This is a genomic window from Streptomyces sp. NPDC059994 (assembly GCF_042737755.1).
Classification (GTDB): Bacteria; Actinomycetota; Actinomycetes; order Streptomycetales; family Streptomycetaceae; genus Streptomyces.
The window spans coordinates 16,445-33,531 of record NZ_JBHWUR010000023.1; the positions used below are offsets into that span (position 1 = coordinate 16,445).

At 63.4% G+C, this 17,087-nt stretch carries 15 protein-coding genes and 1 pseudogene; 5 read left to right on the plus strand and 11 right to left on the minus strand.

Annotation, left to right across the window (positions count from 1 at the left end; all coding sequences use genetic code 11):
- Positions 1–33: 33 nt before the first annotated feature.
- From ACFWA7_RS14690 to ACFWA7_RS14710, 5 genes are all read left to right on the plus strand, one after another.
- Positions 34–324: a hypothetical protein gene (locus tag ACFWA7_RS14690; RefSeq protein ID WP_385823160.1), complete on the plus strand. Its 291-nt coding sequence runs from the start codon at positions 34–36 to the stop codon at positions 322–324.
- The gene (locus tag ACFWA7_RS14695) at positions 324–674 is read left to right on the plus strand and encodes a hypothetical protein (RefSeq protein WP_385823162.1); all 351 of its coding nucleotides are present in this window, start codon (positions 324–326) and stop codon (positions 672–674) included. Before ACFWA7_RS14690 ends, ACFWA7_RS14695 begins: the two co-directional genes overlap by 1 nt.
- A gap of 93 nt (positions 675–767) precedes the next feature.
- A complete protein-coding gene (locus ACFWA7_RS14700) occupies positions 768–1,526 on the plus strand; it encodes an Lsr2 family protein (protein WP_385823164.1) in 759 nt (252 codons plus the stop codon).
- A gap of 76 nt (positions 1,527–1,602) precedes the next feature.
- On the plus strand, positions 1,603–1,785 hold the full coding sequence (locus ACFWA7_RS14705) for a hypothetical protein (protein WP_385823166.1): 183 nt from the start codon (positions 1,603–1,605) through the stop codon (positions 1,783–1,785).
- A 16-nt stretch (positions 1,786–1,801) separates the two neighbouring features.
- The gene (locus ACFWA7_RS14710) at positions 1,802–3,271 is read left to right on the plus strand and encodes a hypothetical protein (protein ID WP_385823168.1); all 1,470 of its coding nucleotides are present in this window, start codon (positions 1,802–1,804) and stop codon (positions 3,269–3,271) included.
- Positions 3,272–3,465: 194 nt separating this feature from the next.
- Here the strand turns inward: ACFWA7_RS14710 and ACFWA7_RS14715 are convergent, their stop codons facing one another.
- From ACFWA7_RS14715 to ACFWA7_RS14765, 11 genes and pseudogenes are all read right to left on the minus strand, one after another.
- Complete coding sequence (locus ACFWA7_RS14715; protein WP_385823170.1) at positions 3,466–3,762, minus strand: hypothetical protein; 297 nt, start codon at positions 3,760–3,762, stop codon at positions 3,466–3,468.
- Entirely contained in the window at positions 3,752–5,062 is a 1,311-nt protein-coding gene (locus ACFWA7_RS14720) for a LysM peptidoglycan-binding domain-containing protein (RefSeq protein ID WP_385823172.1), read from the minus strand. The genes ACFWA7_RS14715 and ACFWA7_RS14720 overlap by 11 nt, the downstream gene beginning before the upstream one ends.
- A gap of 82 nt (positions 5,063–5,144) precedes the next feature.
- Complete coding sequence (locus ACFWA7_RS14725) at positions 5,145–5,426, minus strand: hypothetical protein (RefSeq protein WP_385823174.1); 282 nt, start codon at positions 5,424–5,426, stop codon at positions 5,145–5,147.
- Positions 5,423–5,992, minus strand: coding sequence for a hypothetical protein (locus tag ACFWA7_RS14730; protein WP_385823176.1), 570 nt, complete (start codon positions 5,990–5,992; stop codon positions 5,423–5,425). The genes ACFWA7_RS14725 and ACFWA7_RS14730 overlap by 4 nt, the downstream gene beginning before the upstream one ends.
- Positions 5,993–7,060, minus strand: coding sequence for a hypothetical protein (locus ACFWA7_RS14735; protein WP_385823178.1), 1,068 nt, complete (start codon positions 7,058–7,060; stop codon positions 5,993–5,995).
- A 107-nt stretch (positions 7,061–7,167) separates the two neighbouring features.
- Positions 7,168–8,628, minus strand: coding sequence for a poly-gamma-glutamate hydrolase family protein (locus ACFWA7_RS14740; RefSeq protein ID WP_385823181.1), 1,461 nt, complete (start codon positions 8,626–8,628; stop codon positions 7,168–7,170).
- The gene (locus ACFWA7_RS14745) at positions 8,618–9,385 is read right to left on the minus strand and encodes a hypothetical protein (RefSeq protein ID WP_385823183.1); all 768 of its coding nucleotides are present in this window, start codon (positions 9,383–9,385) and stop codon (positions 8,618–8,620) included. The genes ACFWA7_RS14740 and ACFWA7_RS14745 overlap by 11 nt, the downstream gene beginning before the upstream one ends.
- Before the next feature lie 12 nt (positions 9,386–9,397).
- Positions 9,398–10,468 carry a hypothetical protein gene (locus tag ACFWA7_RS14750; protein ID WP_385823185.1) on the minus strand — a complete coding sequence of 357 codons (1,071 nt, stop codon included), beginning with the start codon at positions 10,466–10,468 and terminating at the stop codon, positions 9,398–9,400.
- On the minus strand, positions 10,469–11,842 hold the full coding sequence (locus ACFWA7_RS14755) for a hypothetical protein (protein ID WP_385823187.1): 1,374 nt from the start codon (positions 11,840–11,842) through the stop codon (positions 10,469–10,471).
- Between the two features lie 2 nt (positions 11,843–11,844).
- The gene (locus ACFWA7_RS14760) at positions 11,845–12,726 is read right to left on the minus strand and encodes a phage tail family protein (RefSeq protein ID WP_385823189.1); all 882 of its coding nucleotides are present in this window, start codon (positions 12,724–12,726) and stop codon (positions 11,845–11,847) included.
- Between the two features lie 441 nt (positions 12,727–13,167).
- Positions 13,168–13,413: pseudogene (locus ACFWA7_RS14765) on the minus strand (transglycosylase SLT domain-containing protein); the annotation flags it as partial.
- Between the last annotated feature and the right edge of the window lie 3,674 nt (positions 13,414–17,087).

Here is a 17,087-nt window from a genome sequence, read left to right on the forward strand (position 1 = left end):
TCGCAGCTGAGCCGACGGAAGTGGGGCTCTAAGATGCGGCCGACTGAACAGACGGTGATCCGCAACGCTTCCGACTCTTGGCGAGCTTCTGCCCCCGGATCGAAGAAGTGGGTCTACGACTCGCACGGCCGCCCTTCCCTTGTCGAGGCAGACCTTTTGGAGCGGCTCGAAGCTCTCGGCTGGGCGATGCGGTTCGTGGACGACTGGCGGGTGTACTACCCGGAGAGCCATGCGGCCTGGGCCAAGGCGAGCGAGCAGGCCGGCCGTTCCCTCGACCCTGAGCACTGGCACCACGAGTGGGTCAAGGCGGGGAAGCCGCAGTGATGGAGGCCGCAGCCGAAAACGTGGTCCTGGTCGAGTCGCTTCGGGTGGCGGTCCCGCTGCACATGATGGAGCTCGGCTCCCGTTCGCCCGAGGAGTTGATCCGAATCGCGGCGGAGTCCGCCACGGTCGTCGGGTCGCAGGGCGACGTGTTGCAGTTCCGGTCGGCTAAGCGCGGAGAGACCGCGAAGGCGTTCAACGCGCTCGCCCGAGGACTGGCCGCTGGTGCCCTGGTGGCTTGGGGCGGCGCCACCTTCGCGGGGCTGCACTGGTGCACGGTCCCCTCCTGCCTCGGCCCCGACATCGAACACCCCAGCCCAACGCAAGGAGAGCACACGGAGAACTACGGCTAACCGGCTTCGGTGGCTTTGATGAGGGCCCGGCTTCGGCCGGGCCCTTCGTCATGGCTGATCGAAACACGATCGGACGGACAGAGGGATACGGACATGGCCACGAAGCAGATCACGACCTACATTGACGACCTCGATGGTGCCGAATCCACCGACCCCTACGAGATCCGAACGGTTGAGTTCGGGATCGACGGGACGTTGTACGAGATCGACCTGACTGACGAGAACGCAGGCAAGCTGCGTGAACTCCTCGCCCCCTACATGGTTGCCGGACGGCGCGTGGGGCACCACCAGGTCCAGGCCGGCCGCCCCGCGGCCCGCCCTTCGGTTGGGGACGACGATGCCTTGGACGCGAAGGCCGTTCGGGCCTGGGCCAAGGCGCAGGGATACACATTGTCCGACCGTGGGCGCATCCCCTTGGACGTACAGCAGGCGTACCGGACGACCCTCGCCAACGGCCAGGCGCCGCAGCCGAGCGCCATCGAGCGTGAAGTAGCAGCATCCAACGACGCGGCACTGATCGTGAGCGAGGAGGAAGCAGCCAACCACTACAAGGAGCTGCCCGTTCCCGAGGGGCGAGAGAAGAACTGGGCGAAGCGCGAGGGGTCCGGGTGCGAGCGGACGCACAAGATCGCGGACATGACGCTCATGGAGCGTATCGAGTCCTTGACTGCCTTCAACCTCAAGGTGCTTGGTCAGCTCACCGGAGACATCCCGGTCAAGAACGGAAAAATTAAGGGGCTCGGGACCTCGTCGGCGAGGCTTCGGAACTTCGAGTTCATCGACGCCGATGAGTTCATCACGCCGTTCGGTCGGTACGCCTATCGCGTCCACGCAGAGAAGTCGAACGCATAGCGAACCGATGGTTTTTGGTCAGGGCCGTCCGAAAGGACGGCCCTTTGGCCATGCCCTATCGGTCATAGGAGGACAGATGGCTAGGAAAGTGGTTGAGAGCGTCGTATGTGACGCCTGCTCCGTAAAGGGTAGAGAGCAGGCGGGCGTTATTGAGCTTGCTATAGGCTCGGCGAGCTACGACCTGTGCCAGGAGCACGGCGATAAGTTCGCGGCCTACTTCGAAGACTTGTTCGGTTCCGTCGCGGCCGTCGCGGCTTAAGGGGAGAGAAGCAAAAGTGACCACGTTCAAGGCAATGCAGTACGGCCCCCTGGGCAAGGCCGTTGCGGCGGCCATGCCGCACACGGAGGCGGACCCGATCGGGGTCTACGCCGCAACCCTGTCTCTTTGGTCTGCTGCGGTAGCTGGAAAGGTGTTTCAGCCCTCCGGCCGGCCTACCGCCTTCTGGTCGGCGCTCGTAGGGCGGTCGAGGGTGGGACGTAAGGGCTTCGCCCTGGCGACGGCGCGAGCGATCCTTGACCCGTCCATCGGCAGCTTCCTCGGCACCAGGATGCGCAAGGGAATTTCGTCCGGGCCCTCCCTGGTGACCACCCTGTTCGAGGTCGAGCAGGAGTCACTTACCTCGGAGGACGGCCGGGACGGTCGGGTGATGATCGCGGAAGGCGAGTGGGCCTCCGTCCTCAAGAGGGCCAACCGTGACGCCACCTACCACGATCAGCTCATCAACGCTTGGGACGGCGAAGCGGTCGTCAACACGACCAAGGGCAAGGGGGGCAAGAGGGAAGAGCAGAGGATCGACGTGCCCCTCCTCGGCTACCACGTCCACATCCAGCCGGGTCGGTGGGCGCCTCTCGTCAAGCCTGAGTTCGCCCTAGGAGGTGCCTTCAACCGCATCCCGCACTTCTTGGTCAACCAGTCGAAGTCCCTTCCGTCGAGCGTCAAGAAGCCGCTCGACGCGGTGAAGGAGACCCCGGCGCTGACGCGGGCCTACCGCTGGGCGCGGGAGAGGGCCCGGGAGATGGAGCTGTCTCCCGAAGCGGCGGCGCGGCACGACGCTTACCGCGCGGAGTTCGATGACCGCATGGCATCGCTGCCCGAGGCCGTCTCGTGTTTCATCGAGCGCGGTGACGAGAACCTGCTTCGTATTGCCTGCCTCCTGGTGGCCGCCGAGCGCAAGACCGTGATCTCCGTCAAGGCGTGGGAGGCCGCGCACGCGATGATCGAGTACTCGATGGCGTGCACGGAGAAGCTGATCAACGAGGCCCAGCAGGGTACCGGCCGACAGATGAAGTCGGTCGAGCAGATCATCCGGGAATCCCTCACCCGCTACGGAGGCGAGGCGACCCGGACCCTGATCCTGCGGTCCCTGGGCACTCGTGGCAACGCCGACTCCATGGAGGCCGCCATCGAGAAGATGCCCGACGTGGTCATGGAGAAGCGGGCTGGCTCCGCCAAGGGTGGCCCGAAGCCCGTGGTCGTGAGGTTCGTGGACGCGACGCGGGAGCATGAGCGGCCGGCCGTGCAGCAGGCCCAGGAGCAGAACGAGCACCAGGAGGACGAAGAGGTCGAGGAGAGGCCCAAGCTCACCGTCGTACCGGCGCAGAGGAAGGCCACTGCTGTACGCCCGCCAGCCAAGAAGGCGAGCGAGCCAGTACGGAAGTCGGCCCCGCGGAAGGCGGCGACGAAGAGGGCAGCCACCAGCCCTCCGCAGAAGGAGAGCGCTAACCCGCTTGCTGGGCTCCTGTGAGTCCGGACAAGATGCCACAGAGGCGGCCCGCACGCATCGTGCAGGGCCGCTTTTCCGTCTTGGTCAAGAAGTGGTCCGACGGAACGTGGAAGGACTGACCCTCTCACCAACTGAAAAAGGCCGGGGCCCCTGACGGGGCCCCGGCCTTTTTTGTTGTGCATTTTGTACCATGCTATGTAGCAGGGTTAGTTAGTTCATTCACGACCGAGGGGAGATACCTCCACCCGCGAGGTGCCGGGAGACGTTGCCAGCCCCGCTTCATAAAGGGCGAGCTTGAGGTGTGCTGCCGCAGCGGCCTCCTCGGGGGACGGCTCGAAGAGCGCGGTTTCGGTCTTTCGGTCCTCGACCCGCTGTGCAACCTCGGCACCACCGAGCAGTGCGAGCGAGGCCGGGATCAGGGCCTCCCAGGGGATGTCCGGAAACTGGACGATCAGCCAGGGGGTGAGGGCGGCCAGGGCGCCGAGCAGGCGCACGACGTGCTTACGAAACATGAGCGACCTCCGGGGCCGGGATAACGAGCTGGGGGACAACGGGGATGTCTGTGGGCTTGGAGACCTCGGGGTGGATGGGAGCCGGCACGTCCGGCTTCGGCTCCTTGGGCTTGGTCTCGACGTCCGGCTTCGGCTTCTCAACCGGCTTCGGATCGGGCTTCGGCGTCAGCTTGTCGAGCTTTCCGGAGACCTCATCGAGCTTGCCCTTGACCTCTCGGAGCTCCTTCTCAATTCGTGCCAGGCGGTCATCCTGTGAGGGCTTCTGAACCGCAGGCGCAGCAGGCTTTGAGGGGTGGAACGGCTCACGAGGCTTCGACTCCTTCGTCGCGGTCGTGGTGCCCGCGTGCTTACCGGCCTGGACCTTCACCTTCTGGCCGGGGTAGATCAGGTGGGGGTTGGCTGCCAGCCCCTCGTTCCAGCTCACGAGCTGGGCCAGACTCACCCCGAAGCGGTTGGCGATCGAGGAGAGCGAGTCGCCCTCGTTGACCGTGTACGTGCTCCCGGTGGTCGGAGGCGGGGACGGCTCCGGCTTCTGCGGCGGTGCTGTCGGCTTCTCGGTCGGTGCCGGAGGGATGGGCTTCGCCGGGACGTTGATCTCCTGGTCCGGGTAGACCACGTCAGGGTTCTTGATGTCGGGGTTCGCCGTCAGGAGGGCCGCAAGGGAGACTCCGAGGAGGGCCGCGACAGCTCCGAGGGTCTGGCCCTTCTTCACCTTGTACTTGCCACTGGGGGTGCCTGTGGAGCCGCCCGAGCCGGAGGCCGGCGTCGAGGCGGTAGCCGCGTAGGTGAAGCCGGTCTTGCCCTTCTTCGACGGGTCCGCGGTGACGATTCCCTCGGTGTACTCCGGCAGGCCGTAACCGTGTACGTAGGAGTCTCGGCGGAGACGCTTCCGTGCCATGACGCCGTTGCCGTTCGCGTCGTTCGAGAGGCTGGTGTTGCCCTCGTAGGTGTAGATGTAACTCTCGTCGTACGCGTAGCAGATGCCGGTGTGCGTGCTGCCCGAGGTGCCGTAGATGACCTGGGCCCCAATGGCGGGGTATTCGCTCCAGCGGGAGCGCTGCTTGAACCACTCCATCGCGGTCCAGACGCTCGCGGTGCGCGGGAAGAGATCGGCGACGCCTGCCTTCATTGCGACCCAACTCGTCCAGGTTGCACACCAGGGCTGATAGTTCGACCACTCAAGGCCGGGGACCTGTGGGGAGTACTTCTGGTGGCCGGACGGCCGCTCGCCGGCTGCGCGTTCCGCGCGGTAGCCGACCTCGTTCTTCGCTATGGATAGAACCTGGGTAACCTGACTCATGTTTCCGCCTTTCGGGCATGAAAAAAGGGCCGGCCCTGGTGGGCGGCCCTGTGCGTGAACTAACCGGCAACGGATAGTTAGTTCATTCGGTTCGGCGCAGAACGAGCAGTCGTTCAGGGTCGATCGCGGTGAGGATCTGGATGAGGCGGGCGTTCTCCTGCTCGATCCGCTTGAGGCGGTCCTTGATCTCGGTCAGGTCCAGCTCCAGCCGGTCTCCACGAGCCTTTTGGGCTTCCGCCTCCGCCTTCCAGACCTCGGCGGTCTTGGCTTCCTTCGTGGCTCGCACGACAACGAAGCCGCCGATAATGGTGGCGAGGATGCCGCAGAGGCCGAAGGTGTTGAGAATTAGTGTGGTGGTGTTCAACCTGCCAACCCCATTGCGTCGGGAGCGATTTGAACCGCCGCGAAGGAGTTCATTGAAGAGTTCTTGTTCTCGGAGGTCGCCTTCGTCCACTCGCCGCCCCAGCCCGTCACGCGGACGGATATGAAGGCCCCTTCGGGGAGGTGAACCAGTCCGGAGCAGTTAACGCTGAGGTACGAACCGACAATCTTCGTGGTGTTTAGAGACTTGAGGAAATCGTTCGTGCTGTCGTCCTGCGGGAACTGGACGGCGATCATGGCATCTACTTGCGCAGACTTCTTGCCGTCCATATCGCTCGGAGGGCGGAAGGTCAGATTGGTCGTCACGAAGTAGGTGCCGGCCGAAGGGCAACGGAACTTGACCATATTCGGTGAAGTCCATCCTTGCCTCTGGAAGTCCCATGCGTCCCACTTGACTTCGGTTCGAGCGGAGAAGCTGGCTAGAGAGTCCAAGCCCTTTACCCGCAATGCGCTGGGACTGGTGAGCTGTTTGTTGTTCTCGAACAGGTAAGGATTGAGGTCCGCAGCCGACACGAGCTGTCGGGGGGACCAGGACGGGTAGGTGAGCATTCAGGCCCCCATGTAGACGGCTCCCAGAGTGTTGACTCGCCCATCGCCGTCGCCGCTCACCCAACGGGTGCCGGAGCCCCAGCCGTAGAAGCGAACGTTCAGGACCTCACCTGCCGTCAGGTAGACAAGGTCGTCCACCGCCACAGAGCAGTCCTGATTGATACGGGTCGTGCTGTTCTGGGAAAGGATTCTGGCGTCGCCACTGCTGCCGTGGATTTTGAACTGGAAACCGTACGAAGCGGATTCCGTACCATCGCTGTGCTTTGCCGCGCAAAAGAAGTGAAGCAGGTACATTCCCGAGTAGGGAACCGTGATCGCGGTCCGGTCTGCGAAGCCATCGGCGAGCCGCTGTAGTACGAAGCCGGGATCATTGGCGTACATCTCCGGCCATGCGAGTGCGACCTTCTCCTGACTGGAAGCCACGTTGAAAGAAGTTCCGCGGGCAGTGAAGCGCGGACGGTTCTCCAGGTGCCCGAAGACATCGAGTGTGGTTCCATTCATGTCGGCTACGCTGACAACCCTGTCGTCCTTCCACGCGGTCAGCGTGGGCGGCTTGACTGACGGCTGCGACCAACTGTTGCCACTCGGGCTGACCATGAATGCGTTGAAATCTGCGTCGAAGTCATTTGCGGCGATTCCCCATCTTCCGGTGGCGCCCGAATCGAGGTAGACCTGAGTTCGAATCGAAGTGCCCTGGGTGAAGTACTCGGTCACGCTGACGCGGATGGTCGTGTAGCTGTTTGCCTGCTGGTGCTGGCAGGTGGTGTGCGCAATCGCCCCCGAGGCGCCCTGGCCGCTAGCCCCTTCCGCGACGATATAGGCGTTCAGGTTCTCGCCCACGCTGCGGACAACGCTCCCCCACACCGATGCGTTGAAGGTGACGTGGTAGACGCCGTCCTCGGGTATTCGGTATCGGATGTTGTCACCGCTGGAAAAGCCGTTCAGGAAGTGCCGACTTGAGTCCCAGGCGACATCCTTCCGCTGTCCTGCCGTGAGGGGCTGATTCGGTGGGACACCGCCAGGGAACGCAGTGCCGACGCTCACGCCGCGGGCCGAGAAATACGGCATCTTGGCGTAGTACTTCTGCGGCAACGTCAGGCGGGCATTCAGTAGAGAGGGGTTTGGAATCTCTCGGGACTGCCACCTCGTGAGAGTCGGTTTAGGCATTCTTCACCTCACTGGAGATATGTAGTCTTGCCGAGCACGGAAGCCGCCATGTCGCCCAGAATCCAAGTCGGGAGGCCGTCATCGGCTCCGGGAATCTTTATGGTTACTACCGCTGCGGCCGGCACCGTCGTATCGAGCTTTGCCGTGCCTACGCTCGCCCCCGAACCTGGTGTGTCAGCCGCGTGAACCCGTATCTGGTTCTCGCCGAACTTTCCCCCCGTGGAATAACGCGAGATCAGGCCCTCGGGGAACTGGACCGTTGAAAGATTCTTGGACTCGGAAACGACAGCGAAGAGAGAAGTGTTACCTCGGGGAGAGTTCATCGGCACTTCGAATACGTTTTTGTATTCCTTGATCTCCTGTAGAGGAGTGACAGGAATGTTCATCGTGTCGGCGTACCGGTACACGTAGTTGGCGACCGTCGAGTCACCGCCCGCGGGGACGCCCCACCTGACGGAGTCACCGTCGCGGAGACCCCATGCCCCGTCGTATTGGAAGACAACGCAGGCGATCCACGAACCAGTTGCCAGCCGTTTCGTTTGCGGCATGGAAAGAGTGGGGTTCAGGAGCTGCGGCATATCGTCCCTAGCGACGCAGACGGATACCACGAAGTCCCCGAGACGAATGCCTGCGGGGAGCTTGTAAGTCCGGTACTCGCTGTTTTCCTTGGGGGCCCCGTTAGCTGCTACGAATGATGGATACTGAATGGGGTCGGGGTAGCGGAACATCCACCCCTGTCCATCCCAGACCCTAACTGCGGGCTTCGTGCTCCATCGGGACCCATCCCAGATCTTCTTAGTGCCCTCGACCCACTTCGAGCCATTCCATATCTTCACCCGGTTGTAGGAAGAAGTGGGCTTCGGCAGAGCGGAAACCACAGCCCCTACGTACCGGTGGAACACATCTGTGCGCGCGGAAGGATCATCGCGGTTCGCAGCTCCCGAGTTGCCGTTGGGAAAGAATGCTTTGCGCTGACCGGCAGAGAGCTCAAGTTGTACCCCTGCTCCCGACTTGTTTCGATTCGCAATATTGGACTCCTTGGCCCCAGCGATATCTTCACCGGGGTTGTAGTCCACCGTGAATCCAGCCGCCTCCAGCTTTCTCCCCACCATCTGGGCGAGCGCGTTATCGAGGCCGCCAATGTGGGTTACCTGCTCATCTCCGGAATAGCCGTGATAGGAGATCGTCTTGGTTGCCGTGCGCTGGATTTTCACGCAAGTCGGCTCATCAAAGTTGGTGCTCGTGATGTGCAGAGTTCCGTTGTCTTTGGCCTTGATGCCCTCCATGCAGTACAGGGAGTGTCCGGTCTGGGTGGCCACAGCTTTTGCCACTTCCCCGGAACCAGCCTCGATTCCACCGGCGTGAATGGCAATGTGTGAAGTATCGGAGTCGGCGATGCTGTACGTGATCCTGAAAGCATCAGGTTCCGCCGCTACAAGTTCCTGCCAGTTCTTATACTCATCCGCCATAGGTCACCCAAACGTCGCCGGGCCGCAGGGTGATGCCCTGCACAGCGGGATCGGTTGGCCCGGAGAATACGCGGGCGTCACCCACGTTCGGAGCCTGAACCGGTGAATTGGTAATCAGGGTGCCGTTGGTTCGGATGTCACCGTTCTTCATTACCCGGAACGTCGAAGGCGTGCTTCCGTTCACGGTAATCAGCGGCTTGGTATCAGTCACGTTGGCACTGTTGATGACCAACGCAGTGTTATCGGTGAACGGATCAAGGTAGAGCGCGCCGCTCGACTTGAGATTGGTGCCTGTCTTCGCGTCACGATTCATGCGAATAACGTCGTTGGTGCCGGCCGGTGCGTCAACATTGAACAGTGCATCGGACGGGATTGTTCGACAGTCATTTCGTCCGGTCTTGAGTACGGCCTGTTCCAGGAGCTCACGGGAGTAGGCGCGGTCGCCATGAGGGTCGGCGTTCGACAAAAGGTGTGAACGGAAGCGCACCCCCACGTTGTTGGCAGTGAGCATGGTCCGGCCCTTACCGAAATCGACCCATAGCTGCTCTGTGCCATCTGGTCCCTGGAACTGGGGGATCATGCCTCGTTCATCTGCAAGGAGGCCGTCCAAGGGTTCGTCGTTGGGTCCCAGGACATCCTTGACGGGATCGGGGTCGGTGGCGGTGAGGTAGACCCGGCCGGGAAGGTTGGGGAGTCGGGAGCCGGCCTCGTCCTCTGCGACGTCCGCCGAGGTGCCGCCGAAGTAGTTGCGTGCCATTGAGTCTCCCGGTTAGGCGAGCCCCTGCGTCTCGTAGACGCCGGAGAATAGGATGTAGGAATTTCGAGGGAACACGCGGAGGTAGTCAAGGCCCTCGTGCAGATACTTGGGGTTCTGGTAGAGAATGCGCGCCACGTTGGTGCGATTCCCTCCCCAGGTGTAGCCCCGGAGGTCAACGAAGTTGGGCATTCCCGCGTCGTATCCACCGTTCGTCATCTGCCCTGACAGGACCTGCCCGATGTCACCGTGAAATGGCATGGGCAGCGTGAACGAGATGCAATCATCCTGGGAGTTGTTCCAGAAGTCGATTTCCGTGCTGTTGGCGATATCGATGGAGAACCAGATCATGTTGGGAGCGATCCACCTCCACCGCCCTCGCGCCTGGAGCTTGTCGTCCGTGCTGACGCGGGTGTTGAGGATCTTCGGCGTGTAGGTCTTCGTCGCGCCGAGGTCCCGGGTCACCGTGTAGCCGTCTGAGCCGTTGAACGCCTCGTACTGGTTCTTCGGGTCCAAGCACCGGATGAACGTGCCCTGCGGCTGGTGGTAGGCCACGGACTGAGCGGGGGCGACCGAGGCCGCGTCGTCACTGGTGATGTAGGGGTGGACCGGCTCTGCGACGGGGTTGCCGCCACCGCCCTTAGGCACGCGGATGACGTACAGGGGGAGTTCCCACTCGCCGCCGGGCTGGCGGGCCGGCTTCGGGATCTTAGGGGAAGTGGACTCGGCGCCGCGTCGGACAGCGAGGTTCACTGACCCCTTGGCGAGGTCGGCACGGAGGATAAGGAGGTCGACGCGGGCCTTGTCCTTGGACAGGTTACTGTCGATGCGGACGGCGGCCGGAGCGTCGAGCTTGTAGTAGAAGCCGCCCACGAATGCCTCGCCGGGCTGCACGGTGATCGTGTTCACGTCGGTCACGCGGGCGTAGAACGGCATGGCCTCCGGTACCAGGTTGGTCGAGGTCAGCAGCATGTTGATCCGGTCGCCAGACCACATCGAAGCCATGCTTTGCCAGTCGTTCTGCGTGACGGCGGTGCGGCCCCCGCCTGCTGCATCCTTTTCGAAGGGGTAACTGGTCTCCGTCATTTACAGTCTCGCTTCCAGCTTGCGCAGCTTGTCTCGAAGCTCGCTCACATGCTTGTAGAGGTTGAGCGGTTCGCCCGTTCCCTGTTCGCCGATTTTCGGCGTCACAGTCGAGACGCGACCGCCGTCCTCAACGGTGATGGTTACCTCTCGGACCACATCGACATAGGTCTCTCCGTCGATTTCGACACTGACCTTGTCTCCCAGGTAGTAGTCCCGCCCGAACCTGCATTGCGGGGTTTCGATGGGGTACACCTGAAAGTTGCCGTTCTTCTGGTTTTCCTTGAACACGCCCTCGGCTGCGGACTTGACGGAGTCCAGGTAGTGCTTCACGGCCGTGGGTTTGTCCTTCCAGGGCTTCCCGTCCGGGTCTGTGCCGAGGTCTTCCTTGCCGTCCGTGAGCTTCGTGACGAGCTCGGGCCCGCCGTCCTTGCCTGTCTTCAGCGGTACGTCGCGGCGGTCTACGAACTGCTCGATTACGAATCCCCACTCCCGCTCGTCCGCGGTGAGGTCGTTCACCCACAGGGGCTGACTGTCGTCGTCCAGCGCGGACTTCTCCGGGAACTGCTTGATGAAGCGTTCTTGACCCTCGCCTTGGCAGGCGACGACTACCCGCGTGACGCGGGGCGCCGTCAGTGTTGCGATGTACTCGCGCAGGTTGCCCAGCTCGGGTGAGAAGCGGACGTCCATCGACTTGTCGGCGGGGGTGAAGACAGTTAGTTCAATCTTTCGCGTGTCAGGGTTCCAGAGGAACTGGTAGGCGATCTCGCCTTCCTTCGTCCAGTTCTCCGCGAGGGTGCCGATCGAGTCGTAGCGGAGCGTCCCGCCGATCGGCTTGCCGACCTTCGGTGGGACGCCGGCCGTGGCGGGCGGCGGCCCCATGTTCACACCGGGGACCTTGCGGCCGGGCAGGCCGCGGTTGCCGAAGGCGAAGTCGTACTCGACCCACAGTGCCTGGCCCGCCTCGAACCCGTAGGTCCGGCGGTCCTCGCCCTTCCACTGCTGGTCGACGGGCAGCACTCTGCGGGCGTCTCCCTCACCGGTGGTGCCGGGAAGGGCGAGGTATCCGTAGGGAATCTTGTTGTCGCACTTCCCGCCCACGTAGACGGACCCAACTCCCGTGTGCTGTTCGGTCGTCCAGTACTTCTGGAAGGTTTCGATCTGACCGGAGAAGATCGGCTTGTCAGGGCGCTCATCCATCCAGACGGCTATCCCCCCACCCTTCTCCAGGAGCTTCGCCTGTGGTGTCTCATCACGTACGAGGAGCTGCCAGGAGCCGGCCCGGTTGAGTCGGAGGACCAGGTCCATCTTCATCCACGTGTCCAGCTCGCCTATTCGGTTCAGATTCCGGTCACGGACCTCAATGCGATATCCCATGGTCAGTAGCTTTCGTATCGAGGAAGCATACGGAGGCGCAGTGCCGCGCTGGATGCCCCCGGGTTCATCTTCACGCTGACCTTGGATTCGCCGGAGGGGATCGAGAACAGGGCCGGGCTTGTATCGAGATCGGGCCAGAAGTTCTTGCCTGTACTGCTGCGGACCGTCTTGTATCCGGGGCGAGTGTCGATGGTCAGGGTTTCGCCTCCGGCGATGATGTCTTTGGTGCCGTCACCCTTGTTGACGCCGAACTTCTGCCCGGCTTCGTTGGATATGGTGAAGGATCTGATGGGGCCCACCAGTTCCCACACAGGCCAGCATTCGACGTCGCCCGGATTGCTGACCGGTACTCCGGAGGAAGTGATCGTGCCGCGGCTTATCTCCATGGGCAGGAAGGGCTTGCCCGGCCCCTTGAGGAACTCCTTCCCCGCACCGGTCTTCCACTCGGCCATGACCTCGTTGGTTCCGTAGAACCAGGGGTCGAAGGCGGTGAGTTGGACGCCGTACCGGCACCAGGTGAACCCGGCGTCGTCGGGGCCTTCCTTGCCCTCCATGCCACCCTTGTAGTAGGCGGTGATGTATCGGGACGTGCCGTCGCCCTCGGTGAAGCGGAGTACGCAGTGCCCGTTTTTCGGGTTCAAGGTTCGGGTGAGGTTGCGCTTCAACTTGAGGAGGGTCCGGCGGTCCACCCCGTATAGGTAGAGCGGGAGCATGATCTCTCGTGCTGCGGCCTTCGTGGACCGGAAGGACCCGCCGTCGAGGTTGGGACTCGTGTCGGAGAAGACCTCCATGGGGGGCATGTCGAGCCCTTGTGCGCCGTCCTGGAGGAAGATGGCCGGCCAGGCGCGGCCGGAGAAGTCGGTGAGGGAGATGGTCTCTCCCATGCCACTGTGCCCAGTGATCGTGACGTTGGTGTGCCCCCAGACATCCGGAGAAGGGGGCTTCCCGACAACGGGTATGTTCTCTTCCCATTTGGGTTGCCTGTATCCCGGAACTGGCATAGCGCACCTCATTCAATTTGGGGCAAGCGAAAGCCCCGGCCGATGGGGCCGGGGCTCTCGTTCCCGCTATATTCCGTACATGGTCTCCACGTATTGAAGTCCGCGAATCACTGCCTGAGTGGTGTCCTCGGCCTTGGCTTCGTGGATGTGGATTTCGTATCGGTTACCGAGAAGGTCTCGGGTATCGCCGTGGTTGTAGACCCTCTCCCCGCCACGGAAATTGACCAGCTCGGGACCTCGTTCTCCGACCAGGGCGAGGCCCGGTGACGCGTACGGTGTTCCGGTCCAGTAGCCCTTGGGGGGCTTGGTGGGATCGGCCTGCTGAACCCGTGAGATGTCGCCGTACCGGGCCTTGATGTAGTTGATCGCGGCGGAGATGTTCGCGACCGGATCGAAGATGTCCCACGAGGTGCCGGCCTGGTGGTAGGCCCGGAAGGTCGGATCGATCACCTGGGCCAGGCCCTTGGAAGGGGTGCCGGCCTTGGCGTTGGAGTCCGAGTTGTTCACGGCCCGGACGTTGCCGCCGGACTCGCGGCGGATGATCGTCGCAAGGCCGTCCGACCACTTCGGCCCGCTTACGCTGGTCAGCCCCATCGCCTGTGCGATGTACTGGCCAATCGCGGAGTCCACGCCACCCCCGAGGGTGCCGGTGAACTTCGGGATCGAGCCCGGCCACGTGTTCAGCACGGGACCGTCAGCCGAGGCAACTCCACCCGTGGGCCGCAGGGCCGCCGTCGCGTTGCGCCAGTAGCCCCGACTGCGCTTCAACGAGTTCGATTCGTTGCCGCCAACCGTCTCGTCCGCACCCGTCTTGATGTTGATGTGCCCGTTGCCCTGGTAGGTCATCAGGTCACCCGGCTGGGACTGGGAAACCGGCACGTGGCGCATGGCGCCATTCCAGGTAGCTACGGCCGGCCACCGATTCCGCGGTGCCCCCTGGGGGCTGTTTCCGTAGGCCGCGTTGGCCCCGGCCTTGTCCACCACGTAGGAGATGAAGTCGGCACACCAGGCTTCCCCGTTGCCGAGGTTGTACTTGGAGCCGCCGACCATCGGAGCCTCGGTGCGGAACTCGTCCAGGGCGACCTTGACGGCGGCACCGCCACCCCCGGAGGTATGGTCGTCAACCCACTTGGTCCACGTCTGTGCCCACGGCTGCGTCTTCTCGAATCCCGTGGAGTTGAGGTCCCCAGGGACACCGAAGGTGCGGGTCACGGTGTCGAGCATCGGCTTGACGACCGACGACCATCCGGCCTTGAGTGCGGAGGTGTAGCCGTCGAAGTCGTCGTCCTTGTGCTTGTTCACCCAGTCCGCACCGGTCGGGCCGGTGAACGCGGCCGGGCCGACGATGCCGCCCTTCGCGTAGACGTGGCCGCCCTTCCGGGCCTGCTCGTTCCAGCGGAGGATCGTGTCGGTACCAAGGGACCTGACGACCTCGGGGCGGAGGATTCCCTCGCCCTTCGACAGGATGGCCGGGACCGTGTCGACGCCCGGCTGGTAGCCGGGCACGATGCCGCCGGTCGAGAACTGCACCGGGGCGAGGGGTGCCCCCGTTCCGGCGAGCTTCGCCATCGAGGACAGCATCGGAACGGCACCCCTGTTGTAGGGGCCGGTGACCGTGCTCCTGGTGGACGAGTCCACGTAGGACATGGCCAGACCCCACGCGGTCCGAATCTGAGAACCGGAGGTCTCGAAGAACCGCTTGGTGGTGTCCAGGTCGCTGCGGAGTCGGGTGAGGGAGCCGGAGACGCCGGAGACCGACGAGGAGACCTGGTTTTCCATGCTGACCCAGACAACCTGGTTCGTGGACTGGAAGGCCCGCTGCGTCTGAGTCAGAGGCCCGGACAGGTGCAGGGCCCACCTGGCCTGCGCCGGAGTGATCGTGCCGTCAACTGCCGTACGGACCTTGGCCGCTACCTGGTCCCACTCCGCGGTCGAGGACGAGCGGTGTGCGGTCACGGCCTTCGTGAGATCTTCCAGGGACGCGATGATCTCGGCTACCGCCTCCTCGTACGCCTTCGCGTCGGGGAGGAGTGTGACGGCCTGGCCCTGACCCTGCTGGGCCTGGCCCGTGAGGGCGCCTGTCTTGGCGCCGGAGTTGAGCTGCCGGATGGCCGCGTGTCCGAGGAACCTGACCGCCTCGGGGCGGAGGACTGCTTCGCCCGGCGAGAGCATCGCGTGAACTCGGTCGTTGCCCGGAGAGTAGCCGGGGACCACGCCGCCGTCCGCGAACTGGAAGAGGCCCTTCGTGTTGGGCATCAGTTCCTTGACGCGTACAACGAAATTGTCGAAGACCTCTTCCGCGTACTCAGAGGGATTCGACCAGATTTCCTGGAGCAGGCGGACCATTTCCTTGACCTGATCGACCATGCCCTGAAACATCGACTTGACGGACGACAGGGCGTCCTCGAAGAAGCCGACCGGATCGCTAATCGCGTCCTTTAGGGCTCCTAGGATTTCAGCGCCCGAGTCCCAGACGTTCGTAACAAGATCCTTTAGGATCTGGGGTATCGCCTTGACCATGTCGGTCATGAAGTTACCGCCACGCTGGAGGATATTCCCGTCACCCTTCCAGACGTCATCCCAGAAAAGCTGGCCGGCGGTCGGAGCGATACCGCCCGCGGCGATACCGATAAGATTTCCGATACCGGTGGGGGCCTTAGTCAGGAACGATGGAACTCGCTCAAGGATGAAGTCCTTCATCTTGCCGAACCGGTCGTTCACCAGTCGGCCGGCGCCGTCTCCGCCAGCCTGGGCACCCCAGTGGCGGACGTTCGAACCCGTCTCGCCGCCGATCGCCTGACCGGCTCCGGCCATCCCGATGCCGCCCGTGAAGGCCCCGATCCCGGGACCCACGTTCACGATGTCGTACAGCTCTTCCAGGATGCTGAGCGGCCAAGTTCCGGACTTCGAGGAGCCCTTGCCGGCCTTGCCCTTCGCATGGCGCGTGATACGGCCACGAGCAGCAGCCGAATTCCATCCGTTGATGGTGTCGGAGCCGAGGGCGTTGGCGACCTCGGGACGGAGGACCGCCTCACCCGGGGAGAGGATCGCGTGGTAGTTGTCCACCCCCGGCGCATAGCCGGGGACGATGCCACCGAGAGCGTGCCCCTTGCCCTTGTTCTTGCCGTTGCCGCCTCCGCCGAATCCGGTGAGCTCGTTGACGGAGCCGAGCTTGCCGCCGAGACCACCGGCCTTGTTTTCGGCCTGGTCGAGCGCGTCACGCAGGGTGCGAACCTTGCCGGTGATCTGCCCCAGCGCGCGGCCGTTGATGTCCTTGATCCTGTCGTTGAGGCCCTTGGCCTCCGACTGTGACTCCCTGATCGCAGGGGTGAGGTTCGAGGAGAACTTCGTACGGAGACTGTCCAGGGAACGGCCGTTGAGATCCTGTACGGCGGAAGCCACCTGTGCGATGTACCGCTTCGCGGTCTCGGCCTTCTCCTTCAAGAACTCGACCTGCTGACGGACCATGCCGAGCTTGCCGTCATTGAGGTCGTTCACGGCCTGGCGGACCTGCTTGATGCCGGACTGTGCCGTCTCGGCCTTCTCCTTGAGGGACAGGAGCCGCTGACCCAGTTCGGCCAGCGGTGCCTGGTTCAGCTCCCGCACCGACAGGCGCGTCTGATCGATCTCACGGTCAGCGCCCTGAGCACCACCGCGGACACTCGTGCCGGCCTCGCCGCCCAGCTCGTTGGCGAGCGAGTTCAGCCGTTCCCGGTTGAGGTTGTAGATCCGGCTCTGGATCTGCTGGATTCGCTGATCCACCTGCCGAAGGGCGTTCTCGGCATCGCTCGTCTCGACCGTCAGGCGGGTGGAGCGGCTGTCCTGTCCCCGCATCCGGTCCATGCCACGCCGAGCAAGAGAGCGGTCATCGCCGTCGTGGTTCTCGGCGCGTCGAGCCTGGTACGCCTCACGGAAGTTGCCCTGCCCGGCTGCGACGCCGGAGAGGAACTGGTTCGCGGTGCGGTAGCCGCCGCGTACTCCCTTCGCCAGGCCACCGGTCAGCTTCATCAGCGGGAGGAACGATTTTCCTACCTTGCCGAGAACCTTGGTGGCCAGGCCGATGGCGATGGCCAGCGGCCCCAGTACTGCGACGACCTTGACGGCCTTGGCCACGAGATCCTTGAGCCAGGGATGGTCGTTAAGGAACCCTTGGGTCTTCTCGATGCCACCGAGGAGGAGGTTCAGGGCCTTGATCAGGTTGCCGGACAGGCCGCCTGCGAGCTTCTGGAAGTCCGGGTCCTCAA